This is a genomic window from Bradyrhizobium shewense, assembly GCF_900094605.1.
In the GTDB taxonomy this organism is placed as follows: Bacteria; Pseudomonadota; Alphaproteobacteria; order Rhizobiales; family Xanthobacteraceae; genus Bradyrhizobium; species Bradyrhizobium shewense.
Genome location: NZ_FMAI01000003.1, coordinates 291,168 through 305,653 on the forward strand (window position 1 = coordinate 291,168; position 14,486 = coordinate 305,653).

The window sequence follows — 14,486 nt, forward strand, 5'->3', positions numbered from 1 at the left end:
AGAATGCCGAATGAATCTCGTAGGTAGCACAAGGGGTTAGCTACTGTGCATGGGGTTGTTTTCGACATAATTGGTCGGGCGCCGCCTCCGGATGGCTGCGAGAGGCAGCCCCGCTCACCGCAGTGACGAAGCCCTTGCGCGGACGCCAAGGTGGGCTACCGTCGGTGACTAGCCGCAGGGCCAGGTGACTTTTGATCTTGATTTTTTAGCATCGCATTTTGCCGGCGCCGCGATGGCGCGACGCCTACCGGATGAGGCGGGGCCATGATCACACGGGACCAGTCAGCTTTGTTGGCGCCGGTCGAGCGCGACCTCAGGCTCGATCTCTTCCGCGGCATCGGCCTGTGGATGATCTTCCTCGACCACATCCCGCACGACGTCGTGGCCTGGCTGACGCTGCGCAATTACGGCTTCAGCGATGCCGCCGAATTCTTCGTCTTCATCTCCGGCTATCTGGTCGGCTGGATCTACGGACCGATCGTCGCCGGCGGCTGGTTTCTCGCCGCAGCGAAGCGGCTGTGGCGGCGTGCGGCCGAGCTGTATGTCGCGCACATCATGCTGTTCCTGCTGTTCACCGCGCAGATCGCCCGCACCGCGCGTCGCTTCGACAATCCGATGTACCAGCACGAGTTCAACGTATTCAACTTCCTGGCGCATCCGGACGAGCTGATCGGGCAGGCGATCGTGCTGAAATACAAGCCGGTCAATCTCGACGTGTTGCCGCTCTACATCACGCTGGTGCTCGCCTCGCCCTTCATCGTCTGGTGCCTGGTGCGCCGGCCGAACCTGACGCTCGCCGGCTCGGTCGTGCTCTACGTGCTGGCGCGCTGGTTCAACTGGAACGTCGCCTCCTATCCGCCCGGCACGACGTGGTACTTCAATCCGTTCTGCTGGCAGCTGATGTTCGTGTTCGCGGCCTGGTGCGGCGTCGGCCAGATCGACAAGGTCGCCAGATGGGTGTGGTCGAAAGCGGCGATGGGTCTGGCCGCGGCCTGGCTGGTGTTCGCGCTGCTGATCGTGATGACCTGGCACGTCCCCGCGCTCGAGGCGCTGATCCCGAAATGGATGATCAAGGCGATCTACCCCATCGACAAGACCGACCTCGACATGCTGCGCTTCACGCATTTCCTGGCATTGGCAATCTGGGTCACCCACTTCCTCTCGCGCAAATGGCGGGCGCTGCATGGGGTCTGGCTGCGCCCCGTGATCCTCTGCGGCCAGCATTCGCTGCCGATCTTCTGTCTCGGTGTGTTCCTGTCGTTCTCGGCGCACTGGATCCTGACGCAATACACCAAGGGCGTCTGGGAGCAGTTCGCCGTCTCCATCATCGGCATCGTCATCATGGTCGGCGCGGCCTGGCTGCTCGACCGCGCCGAGCGCGTGCCGAACCTGTTCGTGAAGGTGACGGAGGTCGAGGAGCCGGAGATGGTCGAGAGCGCGCAGGCCGCGACCGCCGGCGCGGCTCCCGCGAGCCGCTGAAGCATCGTCCGCATGTCCTGGAGAGCCCAATGTCCAAACGTTTGTTGACGATCGCCGGCGCTCTCCTGTTTCTCGTCTGCGGTGCATCGGCGCAGGCGCCGTCGCCGGAGGCGATGAGCGCGGCACGCAAGCTCGTCGTCACCTTGAAGATCGCCGATCAGTATCGTGCATTGCTGCCGCAGCTCCTGCTCAAGCTCCGGCCCGTGGTTGCGCAGGACAGGCCGGAGATCGAGCGCGACTACGATGCGGTGACGGCACCCGGCTCCGAGATCTATGCTCCGTTCGTAGCGTCCATGGTCGAGCAGATCGCGGCGTTCTATGCCCAAAGCTTCACGGTGGACGAGCTGCGCCAGATCGAGGCGTTCTATGCCCAGCCGGCGGGCCGAAAGTTCCTGGAGAAGTCGGATGCGCTGGCGCAGGCGAGTGCGCAGATCGGCCAGGACGTCAGCCAGAAGGCCGCCGACGAGTTGAAGCAGCGCCTGATCGAGGCGCTGCGCCAGAAGGGACACAAGCTGTAGGCTGTGCGTTGTCTGGCTCGCGCGCGGCGAGCCTCACTTCACCAGCGGGCAGCCGCCATCCTTCAGGGGCCGAAACGCCTGGTCCGCGGGCACCTCGGCGAGCAGCTTGTAGTAATCCCACGGACCCTTGGATTCCTCGGGCTTCTTCACCTGAAACAGGTACATGCTATGCACCATGCGGCCGTCCTCGCGCAGCACGCCATTGTCCGTGAAAGCATCCTTCACCGGCAGCTCGCGCATCTTCGCCATCACCGTCTTGGTGTCCCTGGTGCCGGCAGCCTGCACGGCCTTGAGGTAATGCAGCGTCGCGCTGTAGGTCGCGGCCTGGTTCATCGTCGGCATGCGCTTGACGCGCTCGAGGAAGCGCTTGCCGAAGGCGCGGGTCTTGTCGTTGAGATCCCAGTAATAGGCCTCGGTGATGATCAGGCCTTGCGCGAGCTTCAAGCCGAGGCTGTGCACGTCGGAGATGAACATCACGATCGCGGCAAGGTTCTGGCCGCCGGCGACGATGCCGAATTCGCCGGCCTGCTTGATCGCATTGATGGTGTCGCCGCCGCCGTTGGCGAGGCCTATGATCTTGGCCTTGGAAGCCTGGGCCTGGAGCAGGAACGAGGAGAAATCGGCTGTATTGAGCGGATGCTTGACGCTGCCCAGCACCTTGCCGCCCGCGGCCTTCACGACATCGCCGGTATCGCGCTCGACCGAATGGCCGAACACGTAGTCGGCGGTGAGGAAGAACCAGGTGTCGCCGCCGTTCTTGACGATGGCGCTGCCGACGGTGTGCGCGTTGGCATAGGTGTCGTAGGTCCAGTGCGCGGTGTAGGGCGAGCAGGATTTTCCGGTGATGTCGGAGCTGGCCGCATCCGTCACGATCATGATCTTCTCGTACTGCTTCGACAGCTCCATCACCGCGAGCGCGGTCGCCGAGGTCGGCAGGTCGATGATCATGTCGACGCCTTCGGTCTCCCACCATTTGCGTGCGATGGTGGAGGCGACGTCGGGCTTGTTGAGCACGTCGGCACTGACCATGTCGATCGGCTTGCCGAACATCTGACCGCCGAAATCCTCGATCGCCATTTTGGTCGCCTCGACATTCCCCATGCCGCCGATGTCGGAATAGACGGAGGAGAAGTCGGAGAGCACGCCGATCTTGAGCGGCGCCTGCTGGGCCGAGGCAGGGGTGATCAGGGCAGCCGACAGCAAGCCGGCCGCAGACACGAGTGCTGCGATGGGTCTCATGGATACGTTTCCTCTTGAGCGGGACTATTCTGTCCCTTTGTCCGACAAAGCTAGAGCGGGGTTCCGGCGGAGTCAATTTCCTCTGTAGATGTTATAAATGACGTAGTTTGACGCACCCGCCCGTCGGCGCCTATACTTTGTCCGACAATCACCATTGGAGGCCGATTTGCCCATCGCGCCGCTGTTCCGACCGATAGATATCGCGCCGGCCTATCAGAAGGTCGCCGACGCCATCGAGCGCGAGATCGTCAATGGCCGCATCAAGCCCGGCGATCCCATCGGCACCGAGCACGATCTGGTCCGCCAGTTCGGCGTCAATCGCTCGACCATTCGCGAGGGCATCCGTGTGCTGGAGGAGGGCGGGCTGATCAGCCGCGATTCCTCGCGCCGCTTGCACGCCTGCCTGCCGCGCTACAGCAAGCTCGCAAGCCGTCTCAGCCGCGCCCTGGTCCTGCACGAGGTCACCTTCCGCGAGCTCTACGAGGCCTCGATGACGCTCGAGGTCGCCAGCATCGAGGGCGCGGTGGAACGGGCGAGCGAGGAGAACCTCGCCGAGCTCGCCGGCAATCTCGCGCGCAGCGAAGCCGCCGTTGGCAGTCCCGCGATGCTCGCCGAATGCGATGCCGAATTCCACGTGCTGGTCGCAAAAGCCTCGCAGAACCGCGTGCTCCAGCTCGCGCGCGAGCCCGCGGCGCAGCTGTTCTATCCGACCACCGAGATGATCGTGACCGGTGTCGCCGAAGGCGGCCCGCGTCTCGTCGCGGCGCACCGCCATCTCATCGACGCGATCCGCCGCCGCGATCGCGAGGCCGGCGTGCTCTGGACGCGCCGGCATTTGCAGGACTGGCGCCGCGGCTTCGAGAAGATTGCTTCGCTCGATCGCTCGGTCGAGCACATGTACATGGAGCACGCGCAGGCGGCCCGGCGAAGATAACGCAAGATATCAAGCAAGAAATCCAACAAACAAAGACACCACACGGAGGGACACATGACCGGCGACACCGCAGCCACCATTGCGAAGGCACGCGAGCATTCCATCGGCGATCTCCTGCGCCGCTCGGCAGGCCGCGATCCGAACAAGCTCGCGGTGAGCTGCGGGGATGTGAGCTGGACCTTTGCCGAGATGGACGCGATCTGCAACCGGCTCGGCCGTGGTCTGCTCGGGCTCGGCGTGAAGAAGGGCGACCGCCTCGCGGTGCTGTCGCGCAATTCGCACGCCTTCGCCGCGCTGCGCTTCGCAGTGGCGCGGATTGGCGCGGTTCTGGTGCCGATCAACTTCATGCTCAATCCGGACGAGATTAATTTCATCCTGAAGAGCTCCGGGGCAAAATTGCTCGCGACCGGTCCCGATTTCGTCGAGCCGGCGAAGGCCGCCAGCGCGAAAGACTGTGCGGTCGAAAAAATGATCTGGCTGCCGGGCGAGGATCCCGCGTCGGCGCCGGCGGGCCTCACCACCTTCGACGACCTGCTTCATTCCGACGGCTCGTTCCTGGAAGCCTCGGTCGATAGCCGCGATCTCGCGCAGATCGTCTACACCTCAGGCACCGAATCGCTGCCCAAGGGTGCGATGCTGACCCATGAAGCGGTGATGTGGCAGTATGTCAGCTGTATCATCGACGGCGGCATGAGCGTGGACGACAAGTTCCTGCACGCGCTACCGCTGTATCACTGCGCCCAGTTGGACGTGTTCCTCGGGCCACAAGTCTATCTCGGCGCCTCCGGCGTCATCACGGGCAAGCCGACAGCCGACAACATCCTGGCCCTGATCCAGGCCCACAAGATCACCTCCTTCTTCGCGCCGCCGACGATCTGGATCGCGATGCTGCGCTCGCCGAATTTCGACAAGTCCGACCTGTCGTCCCTGCAGAAGGGCTATTACGGCGCCTCGATCATGCCTGTGGAAGTTTTGCTCGAGCTTCAGCGCCGCCTGCCCGCCGTAAAATTCTGGAACTTCTACGGTCAGACCGAAATCGCGCCGCTCGCGACCGTGCTGCGGCCGGAGGACCAGCTGCGCAAGGCAGGCTCGGCGGGAAAGCCGGTGCTCAATGTCGAGACGCGCGTCGTCAACACGTCAATGGAAGACGTTGAGGTCGGCGAGGTCGGCGAGATCGTGCACCGTTCGCCGCATCTATTGTCCGGCTATTACAACGATCCCGTGAAGACTGCGGCAGCATTCACCGGCGGCTGGTTTCACTCCGGCGATCTCGCCACCGTCGACGAAGAGGGCCACATCACCGTGGTCGACCGCGTCAAGGACATGATCAAGACCGGCGGCGAGAATGTCGCCAGCCGCGAGGTCGAGGAGATGGTGTATCGTATCCCGGCGGTTTCCGAGGTTGCCGTCGTCGGTCTGCCCGATCCGCGCTGGATCGAGGCGGTCACCGCCATCGTCGTGGTCAAGAGCGGTGAAAAGCTGGACGAGGACGCCGTCATCAAGCACTGCGCCGGTCAGATGGCGCATTTCAAGGTGCCCAAGCGCGTCATCTTCGTGGATGCCTTGCCGAAGAATCCCAGCGGCAAGCTGCTCAAGCGCGAGCTGCGCCAGCGCTTCGTCGGCGGCGAGACGCTCGACAAGGCGATCCAGAAGAATTTTGGCGCGTAAGGCCGGGCGGCTTTTGGCTGCGTCATGATCGAGTTCGCTAGCCGGCGTCGCCGGCCAGCTTCCTGACGTCGTCGGGCGTCTGTCCGAAGCGGCGGCGGAATGCGCGATGGAAGTAGGATACGTCGTGAAAGCCCGCGAGATGCGCGATTTCGATGATCTTGCGCACGTGCATGGCGGGATTTCGCAGCAGACGTTCGGCACGCAGCAGGCGCTGTTCCAGCACGAAGCCGCTATAGGTGATGCCGGCCTGCTCGAACAGCAGCTGGATCGTGCGCGGGCTGACCCGGTGCGCGGCTGAAAGGACGGTGAGCGACAGCGCGGGGCTGTCAAGCTGCGCCAGGATGTCGGACTTGAGGGTTTCGAGACGCGCTGCCGCCAGGCCGCGCATTCGGGCCTCTTCGGCGACATCGCCGCGCGCTCCGATCATCAGCACCGAAAGGTCGAACAGGTGCTGCGAGACCGCGTCCAGCTCCGCGGGGTCGAGCTTGTCGGCATGCTCATGCGCGAGATCATAATAGCGCAGGAACATCGATGTGATCGGATTGGCGCCGGGGATCGAGCGTGCAATCAAATCCTCAGCATTCGGGCACGCGCGCAGCAGCGCCTTGCGCGGCAACAGCGCCGTCTGGAAATTGCCAAACCCTGTCTGAGTGATGTGGGCGCCCTTGATCGAGGGATCGCCGATCGTAACGTCGCCCGCGGCGATCTCCAGCGGTCGTTTTCCCATGGCCCCGCTGAGCGCCGAATTGGGCGACATCGTAATGATCAATTCGTCGTTCGTGCCCAATGACACGAAAGACATTGGCGTGCCGAACGAGGCCGAGAGCCTGATGCGGGGAAGAATCGCCGGCGCAATGGTTCGGTGAACACGCCCGTCTCCGACCTGCACGAAATCGACGTTGGCCACCTGACGGCAAAACTGCTCGCGCCATCTTTCATAGGCCGGGCCATTCGGGTCGCCATCGAATGAGAGTTGTGGCTGGATCATCGATCGGAAGGGCAGGTGTTGACGGTTTACGGCAGGTTGTATCGTCAGGCCGCTGCGCCGCAACGGCAAAAGCGGCCGATTGCGTGATAAGCCACTCGCAACGGCGCGCAGAGACCGCGACTAGGTGCCGCAGTCCCCGTGTGCGTGGACTGCAAAAGCACGTCGCGCCGTGGCGTTCGGGTGGCGGTGAGCCTCAGTATTTCTTCACTGCCGCCCCGAAGGCCAGCCACAGCGCCATTGAGGCGAGCCCGAAGCCGCCGAGCAGCAGGAAGGTCGGCCCGTAGCCGATCCATTGCGCGATCCAGCCGCCGAGCGCGGGACTGAGGCTGGCGCCGATGCCCTGCACCGTAATCACGGCGCCCTGGCCGAGATTGATGCGGCCGCTGCCGTTCAGCGCGCGCGCGACCATGCCGGGAACGGCGACCGTCTGCAGGCCGGTGCCGATACCGTCGAGCACCTGCATCGGTATGACGCCCCACCATCCCGTCACGAAGAAGGCCAGCACGCCGCGGACGGGCAAGAACATGAAGGACACCAGGATCACCGGCCAATAGTTGCGCTTGCTCGCGGCCTTCATCGCGATCAGCGAGGTCACGATCATGACGCCTTGCGCGATCACCACGGTGGTCGCGACGAAGCTCGGGCCGTTGGCCTGTCCCTCGGCCACGGCCGCAAGCCCGTAGAGCGGTACAATGGCGGCATTGCCGAGGTGGAAGACCGCGAGCGCGAGTGCCAGCACGAGCAGAGCCTTGTGCTTGAGCAGCATCGTCATCGCATCCGGCGGAGCCTTGGAGTCGTCTTCCTTGCTGCCGCGTGCGGCACGGTCGTCGATCGCTTTGGCGGGGATCATCATCACGCAGGCGATCGCGATGGCGCCGAACACGGCCGCCAGCACGAACACGGCGACATAGCCGAACCTGTAGCCGAGATAGCCGGACAATGCCGCGCCGACCATGTTGCCGGCGTGGTTGAAGGCCTGATTGCGGCCGTTCAGCGCGTTGAACCCCTTCTGCTTGGCGATGCCGAGCGTGATGCCTGTAACCGCCGGCACGATGGCGGCACTCGCCAGCGATTGCGCCACTTGCGAGAACGTCACCGCCCAGAAGTTTTGTGAGATCAGGATGATGGCGGAGGCGAGAACGACGCAGATGCCGGGAATGACGACCCACAGGCGTTTGTTGCGGCTGGAATCGATGAAGCCGCCGATCGGGGTCGTGACCAGCATGCCCGCGACATTGCCGATCGTCATGGCGGTGCCGATCAGCCCGGTCGCCCAGCCGCGCTCCTGGAGGAAGACCCCGATGAACGGCCCAATGCCCGACTGCATGTCGGCCATGAAGAAGTTGAGCGCGAACAGAGGCCAGATACGGGACGAGGAGGGAGGCCGCGATGTCATCGATACCTAAACATGCTCTTCGTGTGTCGCGATCCTCTTGACCATCCTTTCGGCGTGGACCTGAACGTAACGGGCGCTCGCCGCGTTGGTTCCAGTCGTCTCCTTGCGCTCATCGATCTTGCCGAAAGCTCGGTCGCAATGTCATCCTGCGACCTTCCCACGGAGCTCTGGTCATGCCTCTCTGGACCTGCGAAACCTGCGGCGCGCAATTCCCGAACGGCGGAAATCCGCCCGCCTCCTGCGTGATCTGCGAGGATGAACGGCAGTTCGTGAACTGGAAGGGGCAGACCTTTCTTACGCGCGAGGAACTCGCGCGGGGGCACCGACTGGTGGGACGCGACGATCTTGGTCTCACCGGGATCGGCCTGGAGCCGAGCTTCGCGATCGGACAGCGCGCGCTGCTGGTGCCTCAGGGCGACGGCTGCGTGATGTGGGATTGCATTCCGCTCGCGACCGATGAAGCCATCCAGTACGTGGCGGCGCTCGGCGGGCTGAAGGCGATCGCGATCTCGCATCCGCATTACTACGGCGCGGTCGCAGACTGGAGCGATACCTTTGGCGGCGTGCCGGTCTATCTGCATGCCGACGATCGCGCTTTCGTCACGCGGCCGCATCCCTCGATCGTGCACTGGACCGGCGAGAGCCACCGCATCTCAGACGATGTGCTGCTGCTACGCACCGGCGGTCATTTCGCCGGCGCCACCATGTTGCACTCGGCGCACAGTGCGGACGGCAGGGGCGCGCTTCTCACCGGCGACATCGCCCAGGTAACGATGGACCGCCGCTTCGTCAGCTTCATGTACTCCTATCCCAACTACATGCCGCTCAATGCAGCCGCGGTGCGCCGGATTGCGGCCGCCGTCGAGCCGCTCGCCTTCGATCGCATCTATGGCGCCTGGTGGGGCCGCAACATCGCTAGCGGCGCCAAGGCCGCCTTCGCGGCGTCGGTGGAGCGCTACATCGCCGCCATCGCCTGAGCCGGCGAGCGGATCTAATTTATCTTGCCGGTCTCGAATAACTGTACTACAAGTACAGTTATAAATCTGCTGCAATGACGCAGCTGCAGGCCCGGCATGATCGATGCATCGTGGAAGCCGCGGCGATCTGCAGCCGCGCAAGCGGAGTTCGGTTCATGACGGCGCACTACGAGATCTTCGAGGCTGGCGACGTTGTCCTCCAGTCCGGGACCGTTTTCCCTTCGCTGAAGCTTGCCTACAAGACCTACGGCACGCTGAGCGGTGCAAAGGACAACGTCATCCTCTATCCGACCTCGTTCAGCGCGCAGCATTTTGACACCGAGTGGCTGATCGACCCGGATGGCCTGCTCGACCCCACGCGCTACTTCATCGTCATCCCGAACCTGTTCGGCAACGGCCTGTCGTCCTCGCCGTCGAATACCGCAGCGCCGTTTCCCGAGGTGACCTATCACGATGCGATTGCGGTCCAGCATCGGCTCCTCACCGAGCGTTTCGGCATTTCAAAGCTGGCCCTCGTCTATGGCTGGTCGATGGGCGGCATGCAGGCCTATCACTGGGCGGCGTTGCACCCTGATATGGTCGAGCGTGCAGCCGTGGTCTGCGGCAGCGCCCGTTGCGCGCCCTATAACCATGTCTTCCTGGAGAGCGTGAAGGCCGCGCTGACCGCCGATCCCGCCTTCCGCCACGGCCGCTTCGCCGAGAAACCCGTCGCCGGCTACCGCGCCATGGGGCGCGTCTATGCCGGCTGGGCGATGTCGCACGGCTTCTATCGCGACGAGCTCTGGCGCGAGGCCGGTTTCACCTCGCTGGAAGATTATCTCGTCCGCGTCTGGGACGCGACGTTTGCCCGGCGCGACGCCAATGATCTGCTGGCGCAGATCGGCATCTGGCAGAATGGCGACATCAGTCGCTGCGCGAGCTTCGCTGGCGATTTCGATCGCGCGCTGGCGGCGATCAAGGCGCACATGCTGCTGATGCCGGGCGCGACCGACCGTTATTTCGATGTCCGCGACAACGAGGACGAGCTCGGCCGGCAGGTCAACGCGAAATCCGCCGTGCTGCATCCGATCCCGTCGCTGCATGGCCATCGCGCCGGCAATCCCGTCGGCAATCCGCGCGACCAGGCCTTCATCAAGGCCGAAATCGCGGACCTACTCGGCAAGCAGGCAGGCAACCGATCATGACCGACACCGCCGTTTCAGAGTCCGGCCACCGCCTGAAGCCGCTGACGCCGGCCCTGCTGCGCGAATTGTCGGTCCGCTCCGATCTCAGAGGCGCGGCGCAGAGCCTTGGCCATTATGGCGTGATCGCGCTGGTGGGCGCGCTGATCTGGAAGATTTCGTCGACGTGGGGCGTGCTCTGGGCGCTGCCGCTGATGGCGGTGCAGGGCTATGTCGTCGCCTTCCTGTTCATGGCGGTGCACGAGACCGCGCACAAGACCGCGTTCAGGAGCCGCAGCCTCAACCTCGTCGTCGGGTATCTCTCGGCCTTCCTCATCGGATTGCCTTACGAATATTACTGCCTGTTTCATTGGGACCATCACCGCTTCACCCAGGATTCGGACAAGGATCCCGAGCTGATCGTCGGCGTAAAACCGACATCCGACACGCAGCTCGCGATCGCCTATAGCGGCCTGCTCCAGGTCGCCGGCCGTCTCCGGCTGACGCTCGGCCATGCGGTCACGGGAAAGGTCACCGTGCCCTGGATCCCCGAAAACAAGCGCGCCGTCATCGTGAGAGAGGCACGTGCCTATGTCGCGGTCTATCTCCTGCTGCTCGCGCTCTCGCTGTGGTTCTCATCAGGGCTGCTGCTCTGGGTCTGGATCGTCCCGCTTGTTATCGGGCAGTTGTTCCTGCGGCCCTATCTCTATGCCGAGCATACCGGCTGCGAGCGGACCCGCAGCGCTTTTCAGAACACCCGCACCACCTATACCGCCGCGGTGGTCAAATGGTTCGCGTGGAACATGCCCTACCACGTCGAGCACCACGCCTATCCCTCCATCCCGTTTCACGCGCTGCCGAAGCTGAACGAGATCGTCGACGGCGACATCGTTTATCGCGGCCGCGGCTACATCCAGACGACGCGCGAAACCTGGGCCTGGTTTCGCCGGAATCTGAAGAGCCGGTAACCAAACGCAAAACTCCGGCCGCAGCGCGACCGGAGCTTTGTTTGGAAGGCGAGATATCAGTAGATCCCGTACGCGCAGACATTCACGACGCGGACGCGCATGCCATGGCGGGTCTGAACGAGGCGCTCCTGGTAGCAGTTGCTGACGCCGGTGTTGACGTAGACGCCGCCGAAGCCCCAGCCCGGACCCCAGCCATGACCCCAATGGTGATGGTGGAAACCGCCAGCCGAGGCGGCTGTGGGCGCGAGAGCGGCAACGCCGAGCGAACCGGCGGCGATCAGACCGAGAGCAAGCTTACGAAACATCTTCATTCTCCAGTGTGGCGCTAAGGCCGTTGTTGTGTCCCTGCATCTCGGTCGGGCCGAGACGCGAATGCGTTCACCCGGGAGGAGGAGAATCGTGTTTCAGGAATGTTTCGTGGGCTGCGGCGAAATATGCCGGCCTCATGTTTTGCGCGCCGCGCGATAGCGCGCGGCCATCGCCTGCGTTAGCTCCGCCATCTTGTCGCGGAGGTCGGCGGGCTCCAGCACCTCGGCCTCGGGGCCGAGCCGCAACAATTCGGCCGCGGCGTGCCAGGACGTCTTGCCAACAGGCACGCGCGCAATGCGCCAGCCGTCCGCATCAACGGTCTCCTCGAGCTGCGTGCGCGCCTTGATGTACGGCTGGCTCAGCGCGTCGAGCAGCTTGACGCCGAACGGCGACAACCGGACGATCGCGACATTGGGATGCATCTCGGCCTCGAGACGCAGCGTCGCGGCCTGCCAGTAGGCGGCGAGATCGAAATCGGCGGGACGATCGAAGCCGTCGTCGAGCGCCGTGCAGTCGAGCACGCGCGCGACGCGATAGGTGCGCACGCTGGCGTCGACCTGGCCGGCGAAATACCAGCTCCCGCCCTTCAGCACGAGGCCGAGCGGCGCGAGGCGACGCTGCTTCTCAGCGCGCCAGCTCTGGTAGCGGATCTTGATCAGTGTCCCGCGCAGCACCGCGCCGGCAATCGTGCGCAGATGCTTCGGCTCTTCGGCCTCGCCGAACCAGCCCGGCGCGTCCAGATGAAAGCGCTCCTGCATCCGGCTGGCATCCTGGCGCAGATGGACGGGCAGCGCCGCCATCAGCTTGTTTTGCGCGGCGATCATTGCCGCATCCAGCCCGAGCGCCGCCGCCGGGCCCGGCAAGCCCGCCAGGAACAGCGTCTCGGCCTCGCTCTGCGACAGGCCGTTCAGCCGCACGCGATAGCCGTCGAGCAGCCGATAGCCGCCCTCCGCGCCACGGTCGGCGTAAACGGGAACGCCTGATGCCGCGAGCGCGTCAATGTCGCGATAGATCGTGCGGACCGAGACCTCGCAGGCTTCCGCAAGTTCGGGCGCGGTGACTTGCCCCCTGGCCTGGAGGGTGGTGAGGATCGACAACATTCGGCTCGCGCGCATGGATTGCTTAAACCATACCTGACACAGGATGTCAGGTATGGCCCGCTACAAGCTGCCCATCGCCCGCTGGCCCGATGGAGACCTGCCATGACCGATTCGAACCGCATCACGCTGTATTACTCGCCGCAAAGCCGCGCCACCGGCACGCGGGTACTGCTGGAGGAGCTGGGTGCGCCCTACGATCTGCACGTCCTCAACATGAAGGCCGGCGAGCAGCGTCAGCCCGCTTATCTCGCCATCAATCCGCTCGGCAAGGTCCCGGCGATTCGCCACGGCGATGCCCTGGTGACCGAGCAGGTCGCGATCACCATCCATCTCGCCGATCTCTTCCCGCAGGCAGGTCTGACGCCCGCGCTGAACGATCCGCTGCGCGGTCCTTATCTGCGCTGGATCGCCTATTACGGCTCATCCTTCGAGCCGGCGCTGATCGACAAGTTCATGCAGCGCGAGCCGGCGCCGATCACGCAGTCGCCCTATGCCGACTACGACACTATGCTCGGCGCGCTCGAAGCGCAGCTATCGAAGGGGCCGTATCTGCTCGGCGAGCGGATGACGGCTGCCGATGTGTTGTGGGGCGTGGCGTTCAGCTGGACCATGATGTTCGGCATCGTACCGAAGAAGGACGTTTTCGTCCGCTATGCCGAACGCATGACCGCACGGCCTGCATTCCAGCGCATCAATGCGGCGGACGACGAGATGGCGGCGCAGCATGCGAAGGCGGTTGGGGGCTGAGCAGGCGCCTCAATCTCCACTGTCGTCCCGGGGGGCGCGTAGCGCGAACCCGGGACCCATAACCACAGGGAGATATTTTGCGAAGACCCGGAGCGATCAGCTTTGCTCCATAACCACTCCCTGTGGTTATGGTCCCGGATCTGCGCTTCGCTTGTCCGGGACGACAGTTGCGTTTGCCGCGCGCTCGTACTCCCTGACCAATCCCCTCAAAACCTCGGCGGTCGCTTCTCCGCAAACGCCTTGATGCCTTCCTTGATCTCGTCGCCGCGCATGCTGTCGCGGTGGCGCTGGTCGGCGGCGCGGTCATCGAGCTCGCCGCGGGCGAATTCGTTGATCGCGCGCTTCATGCCGCGCATCGCCTGCGGGGCATTGCCGGCGAGGATGTTGGCGAGCTTGTCGACCTCCTCGTCGAGGAATTCCACCGGCACCATCGCGGTGAGATAGCCGATGCGCAGCATCTCCGGCGCGCTGATCTTCACCGCCGTCAGGAACAGCTTCTTCGCATTGTCGACGCCGAGCCGGGTGACGTAGCGTTTGATGCCGCTTCTGTAATAATGCAGCCCGAGCCGCGCCGCCGGCATGAACATCTCGGCGGTGTCGACGCCGATGCGGAAATCGCAGGCGAGCGCGAGGTCGGTCGAGCCGCCATAGACGCCGCCGTTGAGCCGGCAGATCGTCGGCACGCCCAGATCCTCCAGCCGGTTGACGACCACCTCAAATGCAGAGCCCGCGCTCTGCTGCTCGTTGGCGCTGACGGCGCGCTCGGCGACCGAATTGAGGTCATAGCCGGCGGAGAAGGCGCGTCCGGTGCCGGTCAGCACCAGCACCCGGATATCAGGAGCCGCCTCGACCAGGTCGAACAGCCTGACGAGCTCGTCGAGGTCCTCGGCCTGCAGCCGGTTGAGATGCTTGGGCCGGTTGAGGCGGATGGTGGCGCGGGCGCCGTCGCGTTCGAGCACGGGGGCGGTGGCTGCGTCGGTGATGTCCGACATTCTTGTCTCCT

The 14,486-nt window shown here is 64.2% G+C and carries 14 protein-coding genes; 8 read left to right on the forward strand and 6 right to left on the reverse strand.

All coding sequences use genetic code 11. From position 1 onward, the window contains the following. The first annotated feature begins 264 nt into the window (after positions 1–264). Positions 265–1,479: an OpgC domain-containing protein gene (locus tag GA0061098_RS08290; protein ID WP_091955877.1), complete on the forward strand. Its 1,215-nt coding sequence runs from the start codon at positions 265–267 to the stop codon at positions 1,477–1,479. 29 nt (positions 1,480–1,508) lie between these two features. Continuing rightward, a complete protein-coding gene (locus GA0061098_RS08295) occupies positions 1,509–1,997 on the forward strand; it encodes a DUF2059 domain-containing protein (RefSeq protein WP_091955878.1) in 489 nt (162 codons plus the stop codon). 33 nt (positions 1,998–2,030) lie between these two features. Here the strand turns inward: GA0061098_RS08295 and GA0061098_RS08300 are convergent, their stop codons facing one another. Further along, positions 2,031–3,236: an ABC transporter substrate-binding protein gene (locus GA0061098_RS08300; protein ID WP_091955879.1), complete on the reverse strand. Its 1,206-nt coding sequence runs from the start codon at positions 3,234–3,236 to the stop codon at positions 2,031–2,033. 166 nt (positions 3,237–3,402) lie between these two features. Between GA0061098_RS08300 and GA0061098_RS08305 the strand changes: the two genes are divergently transcribed. Then, positions 3,403–4,170, forward strand: a complete 768-nt coding sequence (locus tag GA0061098_RS08305; RefSeq protein WP_091956033.1) for a FadR/GntR family transcriptional regulator — start codon at positions 3,403–3,405, stop codon at positions 4,168–4,170. A gap of 54 nt (positions 4,171–4,224) precedes the next feature. Then, entirely contained in the window at positions 4,225–5,838 is a 1,614-nt protein-coding gene (locus tag GA0061098_RS08310; protein ID WP_091955880.1) for an acyl-CoA synthetase, read from the forward strand. Positions 5,839–5,875: 37 nt separating this feature from the next. Here the strand turns inward: GA0061098_RS08310 and GA0061098_RS08315 are convergent, their stop codons facing one another. Together GA0061098_RS08315 and GA0061098_RS08320 are read right to left on the reverse strand one after the other, a co-directional pair. After that, complete coding sequence (locus GA0061098_RS08315; RefSeq protein WP_245323189.1) at positions 5,876–6,889, reverse strand: helix-turn-helix transcriptional regulator; 1,014 nt, start codon at positions 6,887–6,889, stop codon at positions 5,876–5,878. 130 nt (positions 6,890–7,019) lie between these two features. Next, positions 7,020–8,222 carry an MFS transporter gene (locus GA0061098_RS08320; protein ID WP_091955882.1) on the reverse strand — a complete coding sequence of 401 codons (1,203 nt, stop codon included), beginning with the start codon at positions 8,220–8,222 and terminating at the stop codon, positions 7,020–7,022. 173 nt (positions 8,223–8,395) lie between these two features. On the opposite strand from GA0061098_RS08320, the gene GA0061098_RS08325 reads away from it, so the two are divergent. The 3 genes from GA0061098_RS08325 to GA0061098_RS08335 all read left to right on the forward strand — a co-directional run bounded on the left by GA0061098_RS08325 (position 8,396) and on the right by GA0061098_RS08335 (position 11,327). Beyond that, entirely contained in the window at positions 8,396–9,199 is an 804-nt protein-coding gene (locus tag GA0061098_RS08325; RefSeq protein ID WP_091955883.1) for an MBL fold metallo-hydrolase, read from the forward strand. 155 nt (positions 9,200–9,354) lie between these two features. Then, positions 9,355–10,383: an alpha/beta fold hydrolase gene (locus GA0061098_RS08330; RefSeq protein WP_091956034.1), complete on the forward strand. Its 1,029-nt coding sequence runs from the start codon at positions 9,355–9,357 to the stop codon at positions 10,381–10,383. After that, positions 10,380–11,327 carry a fatty acid desaturase gene (locus tag GA0061098_RS08335; RefSeq protein ID WP_091955884.1) on the forward strand — a complete coding sequence of 316 codons (948 nt, stop codon included), beginning with the start codon at positions 10,380–10,382 and terminating at the stop codon, positions 11,325–11,327. Before GA0061098_RS08330 ends, GA0061098_RS08335 begins: the two co-directional genes overlap by 4 nt. A 56-nt stretch (positions 11,328–11,383) precedes the next feature. Here the strand turns inward: GA0061098_RS08335 and GA0061098_RS08340 are convergent, their stop codons facing one another. Together GA0061098_RS08340 and GA0061098_RS08345 are read right to left on the reverse strand one after the other, a co-directional pair. Next, the gene (locus GA0061098_RS08340; protein ID WP_091956035.1) at positions 11,384–11,632 is read right to left on the reverse strand and encodes a hypothetical protein; all 249 of its coding nucleotides are present in this window, start codon (positions 11,630–11,632) and stop codon (positions 11,384–11,386) included. Positions 11,633–11,770: 138 nt separating this feature from the next. Beyond that, positions 11,771–12,751 (reverse strand): helix-turn-helix transcriptional regulator, encoded by a 981-nt coding sequence (locus GA0061098_RS08345; protein WP_091955885.1) that lies wholly within the window; start codon positions 12,749–12,751, stop codon positions 11,771–11,773. 87 nt (positions 12,752–12,838) lie between these two features. Here GA0061098_RS08345 and GA0061098_RS08350 point away from each other — a divergent pair, with 87 nt between their 5' ends. Beyond that, entirely contained in the window at positions 12,839–13,483 is a 645-nt protein-coding gene (locus tag GA0061098_RS08350) for a glutathione S-transferase family protein (RefSeq protein ID WP_091955886.1), read from the forward strand. Positions 13,484–13,689: 206 nt separating this feature from the next. On the opposite strand, the gene GA0061098_RS08355 is transcribed toward GA0061098_RS08350, so the two are convergent. Continuing rightward, positions 13,690–14,475 (reverse strand): enoyl-CoA hydratase/isomerase family protein, encoded by a 786-nt coding sequence (locus tag GA0061098_RS08355; protein WP_091955887.1) that lies wholly within the window; start codon positions 14,473–14,475, stop codon positions 13,690–13,692. Between the last annotated feature and the right edge of the window lie 11 nt (positions 14,476–14,486).

Coding starts and splice junctions, on each gene's coding strand:
- GA0061098_RS08290 (WP_091955877.1), top strand. CDS start 265: ATGATCACACGGGACCAGTCAGCTTTGTTGGCGCCGGTCGAGCGCGAC.
- GA0061098_RS08295 (WP_091955878.1), top strand. CDS start 1,509: ATGTCCAAACGTTTGTTGACGATCGCCGGCGCTCTCCTGTTTCTCGTC.
- GA0061098_RS08300 (WP_091955879.1), bottom strand. CDS start 3,236: ATGAGACCCATCGCAGCACTCGTGTCTGCGGCCGGCTTGCTGTCGGCT.
- GA0061098_RS08310 (WP_091955880.1), top strand. CDS start 4,225: ATGACCGGCGACACCGCAGCCACCATTGCGAAGGCACGCGAGCATTCC.
- GA0061098_RS08320 (WP_091955882.1), bottom strand. CDS start 8,222: ATGACATCGCGGCCTCCCTCCTCGTCCCGTATCTGGCCTCTGTTCGCG.
- GA0061098_RS08325 (WP_091955883.1), top strand. CDS start 8,396: ATGCCTCTCTGGACCTGCGAAACCTGCGGCGCGCAATTCCCGAACGGC.
- GA0061098_RS08330 (WP_091956034.1), top strand. CDS start 9,355: ATGACGGCGCACTACGAGATCTTCGAGGCTGGCGACGTTGTCCTCCAG.
- GA0061098_RS08335 (WP_091955884.1), top strand. CDS start 10,380: ATGACCGACACCGCCGTTTCAGAGTCCGGCCACCGCCTGAAGCCGCTG.
- GA0061098_RS08340 (WP_091956035.1), bottom strand. CDS start 11,632: ATGTTTCGTAAGCTTGCTCTCGGTCTGATCGCCGCCGGTTCGCTCGGC.
- GA0061098_RS08345 (WP_091955885.1), bottom strand. CDS start 12,751: ATGCGCGCGAGCCGAATGTTGTCGATCCTCACCACCCTCCAGGCCAGG.
- GA0061098_RS08350 (WP_091955886.1), top strand. CDS start 12,839: ATGACCGATTCGAACCGCATCACGCTGTATTACTCGCCGCAAAGCCGC.
- GA0061098_RS08355 (WP_091955887.1), bottom strand. CDS start 14,475: ATGTCGGACATCACCGACGCAGCCACCGCCCCCGTGCTCGAACGCGAC.